14 protein-coding genes are annotated in these 15,598 nt (G+C 37.1%); 12 read left to right on the forward strand and 2 right to left on the reverse strand.

Translation table 11 applies throughout. The features are described 5' to 3' along the window. Positions 1 to 300: 300 nt before the first annotated feature. The 4 genes from FW778_RS04220 to FW778_RS04235 are packed head-to-tail and all read left to right on the forward strand — an operon-like array spanning position 301 to position 7,383. Entirely contained in the window at positions 301 to 1,029 is a 729-nt protein-coding gene (locus tag FW778_RS04220; RefSeq protein WP_150413336.1) for a hypothetical protein, read from the forward strand. Between the two features lies 1 nt (position 1,030). Then, positions 1,031 to 3,796, forward strand: a complete 2,766-nt coding sequence (locus FW778_RS04225) for a TonB-dependent receptor (protein ID WP_150413337.1) — start codon at positions 1,031 to 1,033, stop codon at positions 3,794 to 3,796. A gap of 2 nt (positions 3,797 to 3,798) precedes the next feature. Next, entirely contained in the window at positions 3,799 to 4,953 is a 1,155-nt protein-coding gene (locus FW778_RS04230; RefSeq protein WP_150413338.1) for a DUF4249 domain-containing protein, read from the forward strand. Positions 4,954 to 4,956: 3 nt separating this feature from the next. Beyond that, a complete protein-coding gene (locus FW778_RS04235) occupies positions 4,957 to 7,383 on the forward strand; it encodes an alpha-2-macroglobulin family protein (RefSeq protein ID WP_150413339.1) in 2,427 nt (808 codons plus the stop codon). A 24-nt stretch (positions 7,384 to 7,407) separates the two neighbouring features. On the opposite strand, the gene FW778_RS04240 is transcribed toward FW778_RS04235, so the two are convergent. After that, positions 7,408 to 7,791: a hypothetical protein gene (locus FW778_RS04240; RefSeq protein ID WP_150413340.1), complete on the reverse strand. Its 384-nt coding sequence runs from the start codon at positions 7,789 to 7,791 to the stop codon at positions 7,408 to 7,410. Between the two features lie 231 nt (positions 7,792 to 8,022). On the opposite strand from FW778_RS04240, the gene FW778_RS04245 reads away from it, so the two are divergent. Then, on the forward strand, positions 8,023 to 10,536 hold the full coding sequence (locus FW778_RS04245; protein WP_150413341.1) for a phosphatidylglycerol lysyltransferase domain-containing protein: 2,514 nt from the start codon (positions 8,023 to 8,025) through the stop codon (positions 10,534 to 10,536). 9 nt (positions 10,537 to 10,545) lie between these two features. Next, on the forward strand, positions 10,546 to 11,220 hold the full coding sequence (locus FW778_RS04250) for an AcvB/VirJ family lysyl-phosphatidylglycerol hydrolase (protein ID WP_150413342.1): 675 nt from the start codon (positions 10,546 to 10,548) through the stop codon (positions 11,218 to 11,220). A gap of 22 nt (positions 11,221 to 11,242) precedes the next feature. On the opposite strand, the gene FW778_RS04255 is transcribed toward FW778_RS04250, so the two are convergent. Continuing rightward, positions 11,243 to 12,271 (reverse strand): ferredoxin, encoded by a 1,029-nt coding sequence (locus FW778_RS04255; RefSeq protein WP_150413343.1) that lies wholly within the window; start codon positions 12,269 to 12,271, stop codon positions 11,243 to 11,245. A 167-nt stretch (positions 12,272 to 12,438) separates the two neighbouring features. Between FW778_RS04255 and FW778_RS04260 the strand changes: the two genes are divergently transcribed. The 6 genes from FW778_RS04260 to FW778_RS04280 all read left to right on the forward strand — a co-directional run bounded on the left by FW778_RS04260 (position 12,439) and on the right by FW778_RS04280 (position 15,597). Continuing rightward, complete coding sequence (locus FW778_RS04260; RefSeq protein ID WP_150413344.1) at positions 12,439 to 13,095, forward strand: lysoplasmalogenase; 657 nt, start codon at positions 12,439 to 12,441, stop codon at positions 13,093 to 13,095. A gap of 79 nt (positions 13,096 to 13,174) precedes the next feature. After that, entirely contained in the window at positions 13,175 to 13,270 is a 96-nt protein-coding gene (locus tag FW778_RS23405) for a nucleoside 2-deoxyribosyltransferase domain-containing protein (protein WP_235906015.1), read from the forward strand. Between the two features lie 111 nt (positions 13,271 to 13,381). Then, positions 13,382 to 13,639, forward strand: a complete 258-nt coding sequence (locus FW778_RS04265; protein ID WP_150413345.1) for a hypothetical protein — start codon at positions 13,382 to 13,384, stop codon at positions 13,637 to 13,639. After that, entirely contained in the window at positions 13,629 to 13,934 is a 306-nt protein-coding gene (locus FW778_RS04270; protein ID WP_150413346.1) for a type II toxin-antitoxin system RelE/ParE family toxin, read from the forward strand. The genes FW778_RS04265 and FW778_RS04270 overlap by 11 nt, the downstream gene beginning before the upstream one ends. Positions 13,935 to 14,051: 117 nt before the next feature. After that, positions 14,052 to 14,444 carry a nucleoside 2-deoxyribosyltransferase domain-containing protein gene (locus tag FW778_RS04275; RefSeq protein WP_150413347.1) on the forward strand — a complete coding sequence of 131 codons (393 nt, stop codon included), beginning with the start codon at positions 14,052 to 14,054 and terminating at the stop codon, positions 14,442 to 14,444. A 13-nt stretch (positions 14,445 to 14,457) separates the two neighbouring features. Then, positions 14,458 to 15,597, forward strand: coding sequence for a patatin-like phospholipase family protein (locus FW778_RS04280; protein WP_150413348.1), 1,140 nt, complete (start codon positions 14,458 to 14,460; stop codon positions 15,595 to 15,597). The last annotated feature ends 1 nt before the right edge of the window (position 15,598 follow it).

Raw genomic sequence — 15,598 nt, forward strand, 5'->3', positions numbered from 1 at the left:
TTGCCTTTTTATAATTTACCAGGTTCTTATTCTTTTCTCTGCCATTCCAGCTTCGGAGTTGGGAACATCTCCCATATCCAGTGTACCAGGTACCTAATATAACGGAAAATGATACACGAAAATAATGTTGGTTTACTTATAATACTGAGCAATATTTCTATCCGATATGGAGCTTCGAAATCTGGTAGCTGCGTCACATTTATAATCATTTAAATCTTTGAAAACGCCGCTGACCCTGCGCCAAAAAAATTTTGCAATTAGTGGCAAAAAAAATTATATTCGTTATCAATACCATTGCTAATGCGCCGATTTGTACCTGCATTTCTATTCCTTGCCATTATCGTTCCATTTAAAAATACGGTTGCACAAAATGCAGCAACAGCAAACCTGGCTGATTCTTACAGTAACGCCAAAAAACTTTTCCAGGATCAAATAAAAGAAGATGCACATTTATATACCGGCAAAGAATTTATTGAGTACCCGGTAACTATAAAAGGGCATCTTTTTTTCGAAACAGATCAGATGCAAAACAGTGCTATATTTTATGATGGCACTCTGTATGAAAACATTCCCTTGTTGTATGACCTGGTAGGGCAGGATGTTGTTATTAACCGCTATAACAGCGCGGAACCGATAAAACTACTCAATGAAAAAATAAAATATTTCATGTTTGACGGACACAGGTTTGAAAATATTTTTTCTTATGAAGGAATAGATGGGAACGTCACCAATACCTTTTACGACGTGATGTTTAATGGTAAAGCATCCGTGTTGGTAAAACGCATTAAGCGCATTAAAAATGGTATTAAGGCGGAAGACCCTGCCTCGTTTGTGGAACAGGATGAGTTGTACGTACGCACCGGAAATAGTTTATATGCTGTTGATAATAAAAATGCCGCCATTACTGCATTTAATAATAAGAAAGATCTTGTGAAAAGTTTTATCAGGAAAAAAAAATTCAGGTTTAAAAAAAATATCGAAAGCGAATTAGTTGCCACCGCTGAATATTATTCAACACTAAACAAATAGCATGGGTTTTATTAAACGTTATAGTATTGTTTGCTTATGCTGCTTATCGTTTGGTTTTGTTTCCCATGCGCAAAGCAACCGCATTACCGGCCAATTTTATAACGTTAAATTTCCTGTCTTTGTTAAGCAAGCCGAGTCAACTACCAACTATCATTTTTATTATGATGAAGCGGCTCTCGATTCATTAACCATCAACCTGCAATTAACTAATGAAACTTTACCTGGAGCGTTAAAAAAAATATTTTATAATACAGACTTTCGATATCCAATCGATGAATTGAATCATGTATTTATTACCAAAAATAAAAGCTTGCAAACCACTCTTGGCGCAAATTTTTTTAATCCCGCCAAAGATACCTTGCCAGTTGAAAGCGAAGCTTTACAAATGGAAGTTCTGAAAAAAGAAAAAACAAGAACTGCTTTTACTGAAAATAGATTATTTGAAATTGGCACCAAAGTTTCTTCGAAAAAAGGTAATGCCATACTAACGGGTTTTGTAAAAGATATAAAAAACGGCGAAGCTTTACCCGGCGCATCTTTGTATATAGACAGCGTATTTACGGGGATAGTAACGGACCAGTTTGGCTATTACTCTGTTACCATTAAGACAGGAATACACACCCTGGAAGTTAACAGCCTTGGAATGAAAGATGCATTGCGCCACCTGATAGTTTATAACGACGGGAAACTGAACATTGATATGAAAGACGAAATACCAAGGCTCAAAAATGTAATAGTTACTGCAGAAAAAAGATCTAATATCAGGAGTACACAAATGGGTATCGACCGGCTTTCAGTGAGTACTATAAAAGACGTGCCGGTGGTTTTTGGCGAAGCCGATATTTTAAGGGTAGTGCTCACTTTGCCGGGAGTAACTTCTGTTGGTGAAGCCAGTACCGGCTTTAATGTTCGTGGCGGATCGGCCGATCAAAATCTTATTTTATTTGATGGCGCCACGGTTTATAATCCATCGCATTTATTAGGATTTTTTTCCGCGTTTAACCCTGATGTTGTAAAAGGAGTTGAATTGTATAAGAGCGTGATTCCGGTAAAATATGGAGGACGGCTCTCATCCGTTCTGGATGTTGATATCAAAGACGGTAACGATAAAAAAATCAGCGGCTCGGGCGGCATAGGGTTACTAACGAGCAGGGTTACACTTGAAGGCCCGCTTAAAAAAAATAAAACTTCTTTCATACTGGGTGCAAGAACTACATATTCCAACTGGATTTTAAAGGCTATTCCTAACTCCGCTTACAATAACAGCAGGGCTTCATTTTATGATGCGAATATTCATATCAGTCATACTATTAATTCAAAGAATAATCTATACCTCACCGGTTATCTGAGCAACGATAATTTCAGGTTTGACCTGGACACTACTTATAAATACGGAAATGCAAATGCGATCATAAAGTGGAAGCATATTTTTAATAATAAATTCTATGGATTAATTTCAGCAGGTTTGGATCATTATCAATATAATGTCAGCAGCAATTCTAATTCCGTAAACAGTTATCAGCTGGCTTACGACATTAACCAAACTAATTTCAGGGCAGATTTTAACTACAGGATCAACAATAAACAGTTTTTTAATTTCGGAGTAAGTTCGATTTATTATAAACTGCATCCCGGCAGTTTTCTTCCCCGCGGCAATCAATCTTTGGTAAAAAAAGACGTGTTGCAACCGGAGCAAGGCCTTGAAAATGCTGCTTATGCAGGCTATGAATATACTGTTTCATCCAATCTTTCATTAAATGCGGGTTTACGATACTCGATGTTTAATTACCTGGGCCCGCATAATACTTATAACTATGTTGCAGGATTGCCAAAAGAAACTGCCACTATCACAGATACGGTTTCTAACGGTCCGGGGAAATTTATTAAAACCTACCAGGGCCCGGAATACCGCATTTCGCTACGCTATGTTTTGGGGGGCGATGCTTCTGTAAAAATAGGATACAATACCCTTCGGCAATATATACACCAGCTTTCCAATACCATTACTATTTCTCCAACTGATATATGGAAATTAAGCGATACTTATATTAAGCCTGAAACGGGGCAACAATATTCTATTGGCTTCTATAAAAATTTTAATTCAAATAATATTGAAACATCTCTTGAGTTCTATTACAAAGACTTGAATAATATGATTGATTATAAAAGCGGCGCTTCTGTGCTGCTTAATCGTCACATAGAAACAGACATTATTAATTCCAGGGGCAAAGCCTACGGCGCAGAATTCCTGATTAAAAAACTCAGCGGCAAATTAAACGGGTGGTTGAGTTATACCTATTCCCGTACGCTCATTAAATCTGCTGATTCACTTGCAGGCGAAACTATTAATAAAGGAGCGTACTACCCTACCAGTTACGATAAGCCAAACAATGTAAATTTTATTAGTAATTATAAATTTTCACATCGTTTAAGCGTGTCCGTTAATTTGGTGTATAGTACCGGGAGGCCTATTACATTGCCCATTGCCGTTTTTTATTCCAACGGTGCACAGCGGCTCGTGTATTCGGACAGGAACGCCTATAGGATACCCGATTATTTCAGAACGGATGTCTCAGTAAATCTTGATGGTAATCATAAACTAAAACAAACCTTTCACAACTCATGGTCGTTTGGAATATATAATCTTACTGCAAGAAAAAATGTTTATTCTGCGTTTTTCGTTTCAGAAAATGGCGCAGTGAAAGGATACCAGTTATCCATATTCGGAACAGCCATACCTTTTATATCCTATAATTTCAGATTTTAGACATGAAACAACTACGATATTTCATTATTCTCTCTATAATTTGCACCGGCGTTTATTTAAGCTGCAGAAAACCATATAGTCCGCCAGCCATAAGTGTCGATCATAGATTTCTTGTAATAGATGGCACATTGATTAACAGTGCTGACTCACCAAGCATTTTTGCTTTAAGCAGAACAGTTAAGTTAACCGATTCAACTTTTGCTTCCTCGCCTGAAACGGGTGCCACATTATCGGTAGAGGGCGAAAACGGAGATATTCATCATTTCAGTGAATTGCCTGGCGGTTTTTACCGGTCCGCCCCAATAGTACTGAACCCCTCATCCAGGTATCGTCTCAACATCACCACATTTAATGGTAAACAATATTCGTCGGATTATGTAGCAGTAAAACAGGCACCCCCGATAGACAGTGTTACATGGCAACAACAAAATGATGTAATGATTTATTTAGATACGCATGACCCATCGAATGCTACAAAATACTATCGGTGGGATTTTACGGAAACATACCAATATGAAGCGCCGTTAAACGCAGAACTTAGCCAGGACCATGGTAACTTGTATTATGTAGACAATACGCCTAACCAAACCTTTGATTGCTGGCGCACAGTTAATTCAACGGACATCTTATTGGGTTCCAGCGTTGCCCTAAGCCAGGATGTTATAAGTGATGCACCTGTAACAATCGTTCCGCAGAACTCACAAAAGATAAGCTTACGGTATAGCATACTCGTAAAACAGTATGCCCTAACTGAAGACGCCTATCAATACTTCAGCATATTAAAAAAGAATACAGAAAACCTCGGTTCAATATTCGATGCACAGCCAACCCAACTTACAGGAAATATCCATTCTGTAAAGAATCCCGGCGAAGTTGTAATAGGATTCTTCTCTGCTTCGTCTGTCACACAAAAAAGATTATTCATTACTAAAAATGAAGTCAGCAACTGGCACTTTGTTGACACCAACCTGGAATGTGGGGTTAAGTCAATCGGTCATTTTGCATTACCGGATCCGCGATTTTTTGTATGGAATTACCCTGATACGGCTTATTATCCCTACTATTTTTGCGGATCCTCGTGCCTTATGATCGCAAGACGCGAATGTGTCGATTGCAGGGTTCGTGGTGGCACAAATCAGAAACCTCTATACTGGTAAATCATGTCGAACGATAATAAGGCCTCTATAATAATTTACACCAAACCTTTAAGGCGGTTGTTGCTTATACCGGTATTATGCAGCTGCTGCATCAGTACATTTTCTCAAAATACACTCCGGGCTATACAAGACCAATTTGATAGATATAACGCCAACAATTACCAGGAAAAAGTATTTCTGCATACAGATAAAAGCGTTTACGCCACAGGAGAAGTTATCTGGTTCAAAGCATATATTACCAATGCACTTTTCAACGAACCTTCTACACTAAGCAAAATTTGTTATGTAGAAGTTATTAATGCAGACAAGAAGCCCGTGCTTCAAGCCAAAATTGATATTGATTCAGGAAAAGGTAATGGTTCTTTCCAAGTCCCTTCTTCGCTAAGAACGGCTACTTATATTTTAAGAGCTTACACCAGCTGGATGAAGAATTTTGACCCGCAATTTTATTTTGAAGAATCAATAAGTATTATTAATCCTAATAAGGGTCCGGAAATTATAGCCACTGACAATGCTGCTGCGGATGATGTTCAATTTTTCCCGGAAGGAGGCAATTTAGTATATAATTTAAATAATACAATTGCGTATAAAATTACCGATGCGTTTGGGAAAGGTATGCAGGCAACAGGATTTATTGTATCAGAAAAAAATGATACAGTTGTAAAATTCAGCACAGAGCAATTTGGAATGGGAACTTTTTCATTTATTCCTTTGAAAGGAATTAAATATCACGCAATAGTCAGGTTGCAGGATACAACTCTTATAAACGCCCTACCCGAAATTTATAGCAGCGGATGGACGATGCATGTAAAAGATGAGGGGAAAGCCCTTTCGATAAAAATAGGTTGCACCATTGAAAAGGAACTTAACGTTTACTTATTTGCTCAAACAAGGCATTCAATTAAGCTGGCGAAAGTAATATCGGTTACGAATGGCAGTGCGGTGATTATAATCGATAAATCCGAACTTGATGACGGCGTTTCTCAATTGACCCTTTTTAATGAAGACAAACAACCCGTATGCGAAAGGCTTTATTTTAAAAAGCCCGGGAGAGCATTGCAAATAAAGCTGGATGATGTTCAAGAGCATTATCAACCGAGAAATAAAGTTGATATAAATGTAACTACAGCTGAAACTAACGATAACACGACAGACGCAGATTTGTCGGTGTCGGTTTATCTTACAGATTCTTTGCAGCCTGAGGAGCAAACGAATTTATTAAATTACCTCTGGCTTACTTCGGATTTGCAAGGCATAATTGAATCTCCCGGTTTTTATTTTAAAAATTCAGGAGCGGAAGTGGATAAGGCAACCGACAATCTTATGTTAACGCAGGGTTGGCGCCGATTTAAATGGGAAGATGTTCTTAAAAACACCAAGCCTGCTTTTACTTTTTTACCTGAATATGAAGGGCATATTATTACAGGAAAAATATCGGCCAAAATTAGCGGTCTACCGGTTACCGGCATTGCCGTTTATCTCTCTGTGCCGGGTAAAAATTTTAAATTTTCAAATACAACCTCAGCGGCAAACGGATCATTACAATTTAATGTTGAAAAATTCTATGGCAGCAGAGAACTGATTGCTCAAACAAGTGCTGCAGACAGTAATTACAGGATATTTATTGACAATCCTTATTCTGAACAATACAATGACCGGCGCATATCGCCGGTTAATTTAACCCCGGCATTATCCGGCGCCATTTTATTGCGAAGCATTGGGGCACAGGCTCCAAATATTTATCAACCGGAACAGGAAAATAATTTCAGGTTACCCGTATCTTTTGATACAACTTTATTCTTTGGCAAACCTTACAAACAATATTACCTGGACGCATACACGAGATTTCCGACAATGGAAGAAGTAATGAGAGAATATGTAAAAGAAGTTCATGTAAAAAAGAAGGATAGAAATTTCCGATACGAAGTTTTTAATGAACCTTATTTGAGCTATTTCAACGATGACCCATTGGTTTTAATTGACGGCGTTCCTGTTTTTAACGTGAACAAGATAATTGATATTGACCCATTAAAAATTCAAAAGGTTGATATTATCGCAGCAAAGTTCTTCAGGGGCAACCAACATTTTGACGGCATCGTAAGTTATAACACATACAATGGCGATCTTGATAGTTACCAGCTTGATCCAAATTCTTTAGTGGTGGAATATGATGGCTTGCAGTTGCAAAGAGAATTCTATTCGCCGCAATATAAAACTGACCAGCAGCTACTAAGCCGTAAGCCCGATTACCGGAATGTGTTATATTGGTCGCCTGGCTTTAAAACAATGGCTGGAAAAAATAACCTTTCATTTTACACCTCTGATATACCCGGGAAATATTTTGTTATAGTGCAAGGCACTTCCGCCTCAGGCTACGCAGGAGTTGCTACGGCAAGTTTTACAGTGCTTCCCTTAAAAAATAATAATTGAATTCAACGACCGATAGCTATTTACCTACATCCACTTCTCTAAAAACAAATGAAATTCATTTTTTAAGTCCAGGAACAATTTATTATAAGTTCCCACATTATCTCGTAAGCTTGAATTAGGCTCTGCGAAAACAGTTCCGCTATCCGTTCCGGTATCAGCAGCTTCGGCAAGTTTATGGTCCGCTGCTTTAAGTTCATGAAATAATTCGTCAGATACTTCAAGTTGTCTTATAAACTGATTTTGAAAATGCTCTGCTTCTTTCAAAACTTCTTCATGGTTGTTTTTTATAACAATCTCATTCAACTGTTTTTGAAAAGTTGAAATTTCTGTTCTTACCAATTCTACATTACTTTTCCATTCGGTAATTTCAGCATGAAGTTCTGTTACTGGCTTTTTGCTTTCTTCCATAAATTCTTTTTTAAACATTAATTAAATAATACAATTCTTTTTTATCCATAAAATTACTCATTCACCAATGATTTTAGTTTGAGATAATTAAAACTCCTTTCACGGCTGTTACTCTCTCAAATTTTTGTTTCTTTATCTTTGCACAAAAAGTACCTGTTCTCGCCGAGTTTATACAAAAAAATTCAATCTTTTTCTGCCAAATTATATTGGAGAGAAATTGTTGCAGCATTCATGATACTGCTGGCATTTATCTTTTTCAGAAGTGAAAGAAAAGAATTACTGCAAATTATTCCCAACATTGAAAATGCGGATGGACGCTGGTTAACGACCGGTTTATTAGTTACACTTTTATACATATTGCTCCAAAGCGGAATGTATGTAAGCAGCTTTGCTTCCATCAACCTTCCTTTAAAATGGATAGATGCCATTGAGCTTTTTTTAAAAAGAAATTTCTTAAGTATTTTTTTACCCGCGGGTGGCGTGAGTGCATTAGCTTATACGCCATCACAATTAAGAAAAAGAGCATTTAATAAAACCCAGATTCACCAGGCCAGTGGTTTATATGCATTTGCAGGATTGTTTACCGTTTTTCTCGTTGGTTTTCCTGTTGTAATTCTATTTGCACTATCAGCCAATAAACATTTAGCAAGTGCATGGATTGGATTGATACTGGTTGTTTGTATTTTAACTGGTATTATTTTTATTGCAAGATCACTTAAAGACAAAGGAAAATTATACCGGCTTATAGAAAATAAATTTCCAAAATTAGCCCCCGTTATAGATGAGCTTTTTGCAGCTAATGTCAATAATAAAAAATATGGCGGGGCTATTTTATTTTCAACCGGTGTTGAGTTAAGCGGAATGTTTCATCTGCTAATTGCAATGCTTGCATTGGGATTGCCGGCATCATTTTCTGTTGCCGCAATTGCGTATATGGTCTCCGTTATATTAATGGTAAGCTCACCTTTCTTGCGTGGATTGGGCGCTGTGGAAATTTCTATAGTTTATATATTAGAAATGTATGGTTACTCAACCATACAGGCTTTATCAATAACTGTGTTATACCGGTTATTTGAATTCTGGCTGCCCATGATTTTTGGAATATTAGCATTTGCCTGGAGAGGAAGAAATTTATTTATCAGGATTGTTCCTGCATTATTAATTTTTTTGTTGGGGCTGATAAATATTATTTCTGTTGTTACACCGCCCTTACATATCCGTTTAAAATTAATTAAAGAACTTCTGCCCCTGGAAGCAATAAACGCATCAAACATTCTCGTTCTATTTGTAGGGCTCGCTCTATTAATCACTTCAGCATTTATGTTTAAGGGATTAAAAAATGCATGGCGGCTGGCATTACTGCTTGCCATCCTTTCTTTAATCGGTAATCTTACAAAAGCATTGGATTATGAAGAAGCTACCTTTGCAGCGGTCATTATTATTTTACTATTATTAAGCCGCAGTCAGTACAAGATCCGCAGCAGCATCAAATGGATCAGGCTTGGGTTACTTTCTGTTGCTATTATGTTTTTATCCGTATTAATTTTTGGATATGTAGGGTTTTACTTTATAGATGTTAAACATTTTGGTATTGACTTTACATGGAAGCAGGCACTACTGAACACCATGCAGATTTTCTTCCTGGGAGGCGATAATGACTTACATCCCCGCACACTGTTTGGCCATGAATTTATATGGCTCATTCATATTCTTGGTTTTCTAAGCTGGGGCTTTCTTTTATTTACTTTGATTAAACCTTTTTTAAAAATAGAGATCTCAAATGAGTCAGGCCGGGAACGAGCAAAGTTTTTGCTTGCACAATATGGAAACTCTTCGGTAGATTATTTTAAAATATACCGGGATAAACTTTTTTTCTTTTCAGAGTTGCATGATGCTTTTGTATCGTATCGCATTGCAAATGGCTTTGCCATTGTATTGGAAGAGCCTGTATGTGCTGAAGAAAATAAAATGGAGGTGTTGCAGGAATTTTATAAACAATGCAACCGCATGGGATTAAAAACGGCCTTTTATCGCGTAGACGAAAACAGCATGGTATGGTTTAATCAATTAAGAAAACAAAAAATGATTATTGGACAGGAAGCAATATTAGATGCAGAAAATTTTAAACTGGAAGGTAAAGACAAAAAATCATTACGCAATGCATTGAACAGTCTGCAAAAAAAAGGATATACAACTTCTGTTTATAAAGCGCCGCTTCAAAACGATTTGGTGATGCAGCTTAAAGAGATATCTGATGAATGGCTGGAAGCTTTTGATAAAGAAGAACAGGTTTTTTCGCAAGGCATGTTTGATGTTAAAGAAATCATGCAACAGGACGTAATTACTGTTGCTGACGCAGAAGGAAAAATTGTAGCCTTTTTAAATATTATTCCGGATTATTCGCCGGATGAATGTACGTATGATCTCATCAGGAAAACCAGTGACGCACCCGGCGGATGCATGGATGCTCTCATTATTAAAATGATTGAATATGCTAAAGAAAATAAACTGCAATACATCAATCTTGGAATGGTACCCATGACCGGAATTACTGAACCCAACAGCCCTGCGGAGCAGCTTATAAAGTTTGCCGGTGAAAAATTAAAGCGTTTTAAACATTACCACGGGCTGCGTGATTTTAAAGAAAAATATGCAACTATCTGGGAAGATAAATTCCTTGTGTATGAAACCGATTATGACTTGCTGCAATTACCTGCAGCTTTAAATAAAATTATGCAACCCTGATCTGTATCTATGAAAAAAATTATTTTACTGGCTCTCTTATCAACACCAATTTTACACATTTCTGTGGCTGTTGCACAGGATCTTCCTGTGAAAGAATGGGCAACATCTTCACAGGACAAGCCGCTTATTTTTTATTTATCCGGCGATGGCGGTTTTAATAAATTTTCTAATTCTTTGTGCCAAGGCATTAATAAAAAAGGATTTGATGTTATCGCTTTAAATTCAAAATCATATTTCTGGGATAAAAAAACTCCTGAACAAACAGCAACGGACGTAAATAATTATTTAGCTAATAAATTGACAGGAAGAAAAAATCAACAGGTTGTTATAATTGGCTATTCTTTCGGGGCTGATGTGTTGCCATTTATTTTAAACAGACTCCCAAAAGAATTTCATGATAAAATCTTAGCTTCTTTTCTTATGGCCTCTTCAGGCAGCACAGACTTTGAAATTCACTGGTCTGATATTTTTGGTGGCAATTCAAAAAGAGAGATGGATGTAGTAACGGAAATCAATAAGCTGGTTGATGATAAAATTGTAATCATCAGCGCCAGTGATGACGGGCATCTTGCATTAAATAAAATTTCTTTAAAGAGATATACGCATGAAGTGCTGCCCGGTGGCCACCATTTTGACGGAGATACGGATGAGATTATTAAAGTGATTTTGAATGATATGGAATGAGAAATATTTTGGGTAAAGTCGGTTATGTTTCATAGGCAGGCCTGATGGACCAGCTCCTGTATTTTTTATTGGCGATCACCATCCACCAGACAAACAAAGAAGTAGTGGCCAGGTTCAAAATATTCATACTCCATGCAGGTAAATATCCAATTAGATTTACCAGAACTCCATTAGTTTCCAAACTGCTAAATCCGAATAATTGCGGTAGCCTGAACCAATAATAACAAGACACTGCTGAAGCTGCAAATAAATTCATAATTAGCTTTCTATTATTATGAAAACGGCTTTTTAAAAGAATATATAACAACAACGTGATAATACCTCCTGATACCGGGTACGCATACACGATATAATAATGATGCAAGGGGAAAGCTGCTGAATAATCGGGCACATGAAACCATCCCCATATATATCCCGGAAAGGCGCCTACGAGTAGCATTTCAGTAACTTTGGATTTAGTTGATTTTAATGCTGCGGGCGTAAGATTTTTTGTTGAGTCCGGACAGGGAACAGAACATTTTACACAGGTATTGCATTGAGCATTCGGCAATGAAAAGGCAGCCCTGGAACCATAAAATTTTTCTACAGGATGAACAGGGCACAGGCCCGAGCACCAGGCACTTCTGCTTTCAAAAATAAACCCGGAGCTAAAAGCAATTACACTAAGAGAAATTATAAAAAGTGCCGTAGTCTGCCCGCTGACATTAAATATCACATGCCGTAAGGGTATTAATAAAAGAAGACCGATAACGCCCAACAAGTTTAACGTTTGTTGTTGAGCAGAAGTTATTTTTCTCTTTTGCGAAATGCCAAACTTATCGGGCAACATTGAAGTAGTGGCCAGGGGACAGATATTTCTCCAAATTCCTGTGCATAATACAAATAATGCCGGGGCCAAAGGAATCAAAATATTCCAAAACAAAGTAATACCAAGGGGTGGATAAAATAACATAATTAATAAAAGATCAACACCGACAAACCAGAACAATGTTTGAAGAATTTTCCAAAATAAAAGCGAAGGAGAAATTAAAAACCTTGCAGTTTTTTCCATACGGCAGTTTTTTGTGAAAGTATTTGATGCAAAAAAAAGAAAACATGATTGTTGCCAATAATTCACATGATTAAAATCATGTACGACTGAAACCTTGAGTATACAAATTATATTTAATTTTTACCCTGATTAAAAAAACCGTTTGTTTGCACAACAATAATCATTAAATGATTTCCGCAAAAGCGCTGGTACGCATTTTCATTCTGCTATCACTTTTGTATTTAGGCTGCATTCTTTTTAATGCAGCAACACTTGTGTTTTATTTAAAACCATTACTGCTGTTACCTTTGATAACTGCTGTTTTTATTTCAACAAACTTTAAAAATAAAATTATCCTGCTTACTGCATTGGTGTTTTCATGGATAGGCGATACGCTCCTGTTATTTGTTTTTAAAGATGCCATTTATTTTATACTGGGGTTGGTTGCTTTTTTAGCTGCACACATTTTCTATATCATTTTATTCGCAAAAGAATTAAAACAGGCTAACGGAAAATTTGAATTAAAAAAACCCGGCCTCATTGTAATAGCCATTTACCTGAGTGCCATGTTGCTGGTTTTAATTCCACATTTAGGCGGCTTAACCATTCCTGTAATTATTTATGCGGTAGTAATCAGCAGCATGTTGTACACGGCTTACCTGCTGAGTTTTTATTGGCCTAAATCAGCTTCCATCTATCTTTTAACAGGAGCTGTTTCATTTATTCTCTCCGACAGCATTCTGGCTTTTAATAAATTTTACCAACCAATCCCTATGTCCGGCCTTTTAATAATGGTTACTTATTTATATGCACAATGGGCTTTGGTGAGGAGTTGTATAAAGTGAAATAGAAATCATTCAATTGCAATGCTGATTTGTTTGCCATCTCTCTTTTAAATTTTACCTTACAGTAAATTTCTTCTAAATGAAAAAAGTATTTCTTGGAGGAACCTGTAATGGATCAACATGGAGAGATACATTGATAAAAGATCTGCAGATTGATTATTTTTCGTTCCATTAAGGTTTTTACAACATTTCCTCCCAGCTTTAAAAACCCTGCATGAAATCTATATGTACTAAATTGTAAATCCCAAACACCCTCATATTCCCCGGTTTTTTGTAAATTTGAAATATGAGCAATACCGCTTTAAATATTCGCCATAAATTATTTGATTACATCCGCGTAGCAGACGAAAAAAAGTTGAACGCTATTTATAATTTGCTGGAAGACGAAATAGAACAAACCAGCGAATGGTGGAAAGATAAACAATTTGTCAGCGAGCTTGACCACCGCTTCCAGGCTTTGGAAAACGGCGTTGATAAGGGCTTTACAGTTCCACAACTGCAGCAAAGTATAGATAAACTTCGCATAAAAAAGTATGGCAAATAGTACTTCTTTCACCAGCACATTATCGTCAAGAGCACAGAAAGAAATTACACAGGCCTGGGGTTGGTACGAAGAAAGACAACAGGGACTAGGCGACCGTTTTGTGAAAGAAATAATTGCCCGCATACATAAAATAGAGCAATCACCTGATCGACACCCCACCCGTTACAGATACTATAAAGAAACTCCTGTACCTGTATTTCCTTTCCTGATTATTTACAGAATAAATAAGAGAAAAAGAACTGTTCGCATCGTTTCTATATTTCATACGTCACTAAACCCAAGAAAGAAATATTAAACCGGGTATTTAAAATCATGAGTTTTCGATTTTACAGACGTCTTATAAATTGTGAGCTTTTTAGGACCTGTTTGCCATCTCTCTTTTAAATTTTACCTTACAGTAAATTTTTTCTAAATGAAAAAAGTATTTCTTGGAGGAACCTGTAACGGATCAACATGGAGAGATACATTGATAAAAAACTTAAAGATTGATTATTTTAAACCTTGCGCCGAACATTGGACGACCGAGATGATGGAAGAAGAAATAAAACAAAGGGCTGAATGTGATTTTTGCCTGTATGTAATTACACCAAAAATGACGGGTATTTATTCAATTGCCGAAGTGGTAGATGATAGTAATAAACGTCCCGGAAAAACAATTTTTTCCTACCTTACTGAAGATGAAGGTTATGTTTTTTCTGAACACCAGCTTAAGTCTTTGGAACAAACCGGGAAAATGATACAGGAAAACGGTGCTGCCTTTTTTAAAACACTCACGGAAACGGCTGATTATTTAAACAATCATTAAAATCGAATTTCGTATGTCTGAATTGCTCGATCGGTTCAATAAACCGGGCCAGAAAAAAATTTTATCATTGGATGGCGGTGGCATCCGCGGTGCGCTTACGTTAGGCTATCTGAAAAAACTGGAAGATATTCTTAAAGCAAAATTTCCTGATCAGCCAGATTTTCGTCTATGCGATTATTTCGATTTAATTGGCGGCACTTCTACAGGTTCTATCATTGCAGCTTCGCTTGCCATCGGCAAAACCGTAGACGAAATCACAAAACTCTACATGGATTTGGGTGGTAAAATTTTTGGCGAGAAAAGGAACTGGTGGAACCCAATGGAAACTATGAAATGGCTAAAAGCAAATTATAGCTATAAAGCGATGGAGGATGGTTTAAAATTTGCTTATGGCGATTTGACCATGGGAAGCAAAGAATTAAAAACGGGCTTATGTATTGTAGCTAAAAGAGCCGATACTAACAGTATCTGGCCGTTAATTAATCATCCAAAAGGAAAGTTTTTTGATTCTGATCTTGGAAAAAATAAAGACATTCCTCTCTGGATGGCAGTGCGGGCAAGCTCTGCAGCGCCTACGTATTTCGCACCGCAAATGATTGAAGTGATGAAGGACCAGCAAGCTGCGTTTATTGATGGAGGTTTGAGCATGGCTAACAATCCATCTTTAACTTTACTGATGATTGCGACACTTAAAGGATTTCCGTTTCGCTGGGAAATGGCCGAAGATAAACTCCTTTTTGTTTCTGTTGGTACAGGCTACAGTGTATTTAAAAAATATGCAAAAGAAATTGATGATTCCACGATGCTTAGCTGGGCAGCTAATATTCCTGACATGCTAATGCAGGATGCAAGCTGGCAAAACCGCCTGATGATGCAGTGGCTCTCCAACTCGCCCACAGCCGATTATATGGATATGGAGATAGAAAAAATGGATGACGATTACCTCGCAGGCAAGCCCATTATTTCTTACCTGCGTTATAACTTCAGGATTACAGAGAACGATTTGAATGAATTAGGTTTTACAAGAATATTTACCGCGGCGGATGTAAAAAGTATAACCGACATGAGTAATTCGGCCAACCGCCAATTGCTGTATCAAATAGGCTGGAAAGCTTCTTATGCAATTAAACCTGAGCATTTCGAAAAATTTTAGT

The sequence above is a fragment of the Ginsengibacter hankyongi genome, assembly GCF_008710285.1.
Taxonomy (GTDB): Bacteria; Bacteroidota; Bacteroidia; order Chitinophagales; family Chitinophagaceae; genus Ginsengibacter; species Ginsengibacter hankyongi.

What these genes read in the sequence shown, in the direction of transcription:
- FW778_RS04270 (WP_150413346.1), top strand. Translation starts at nt 13,629, where the DNA reads ATGGCAAATAGTACTTCTTTCACCAGCACATTATCGTCAAGAGCACAG.
- FW778_RS04245 (WP_150413341.1), top strand. Translation starts at nt 8,023, where the DNA reads ATGATACTGCTGGCATTTATCTTTTTCAGAAGTGAAAGAAAAGAATTA.
- FW778_RS23405 (WP_235906015.1), top strand. Translation starts at nt 13,175, where the DNA reads ATGAAAAAAGTATTTCTTGGAGGAACCTGTAATGGATCAACATGGAGA.
- FW778_RS04225 (WP_150413337.1), top strand. Translation starts at nt 1,031, where the DNA reads ATGGGTTTTATTAAACGTTATAGTATTGTTTGCTTATGCTGCTTATCG.
- FW778_RS04235 (WP_150413339.1), top strand. Translation starts at nt 4,957, where the DNA reads ATGTCGAACGATAATAAGGCCTCTATAATAATTTACACCAAACCTTTA.
- FW778_RS04220 (WP_150413336.1), top strand. Translation starts at nt 301, where the DNA reads ATGCGCCGATTTGTACCTGCATTTCTATTCCTTGCCATTATCGTTCCA.
- FW778_RS04265 (WP_150413345.1), top strand. Translation starts at nt 13,382, where the DNA reads ATGAGCAATACCGCTTTAAATATTCGCCATAAATTATTTGATTACATC.
- FW778_RS04275 (WP_150413347.1), top strand. Translation starts at nt 14,052, where the DNA reads ATGAAAAAAGTATTTCTTGGAGGAACCTGTAACGGATCAACATGGAGA.
- FW778_RS04240 (WP_150413340.1), bottom strand. Translation starts at nt 7,791, where the DNA reads ATGGAAGAAAGCAAAAAGCCAGTAACAGAACTTCATGCTGAAATTACC.
- FW778_RS04280 (WP_150413348.1), top strand. Translation starts at nt 14,458, where the DNA reads ATGTCTGAATTGCTCGATCGGTTCAATAAACCGGGCCAGAAAAAAATT.
- FW778_RS04255 (WP_150413343.1), bottom strand. Translation starts at nt 12,271, where the DNA reads ATGGAAAAAACTGCAAGGTTTTTAATTTCTCCTTCGCTTTTATTTTGG.
- FW778_RS04230 (WP_150413338.1), top strand. Translation starts at nt 3,799, where the DNA reads ATGAAACAACTACGATATTTCATTATTCTCTCTATAATTTGCACCGGC.
- FW778_RS04250 (WP_150413342.1), top strand. Translation starts at nt 10,546, where the DNA reads ATGAAAAAAATTATTTTACTGGCTCTCTTATCAACACCAATTTTACAC.
- FW778_RS04260 (WP_150413344.1), top strand. Translation starts at nt 12,439, where the DNA reads ATGATTTCCGCAAAAGCGCTGGTACGCATTTTCATTCTGCTATCACTT.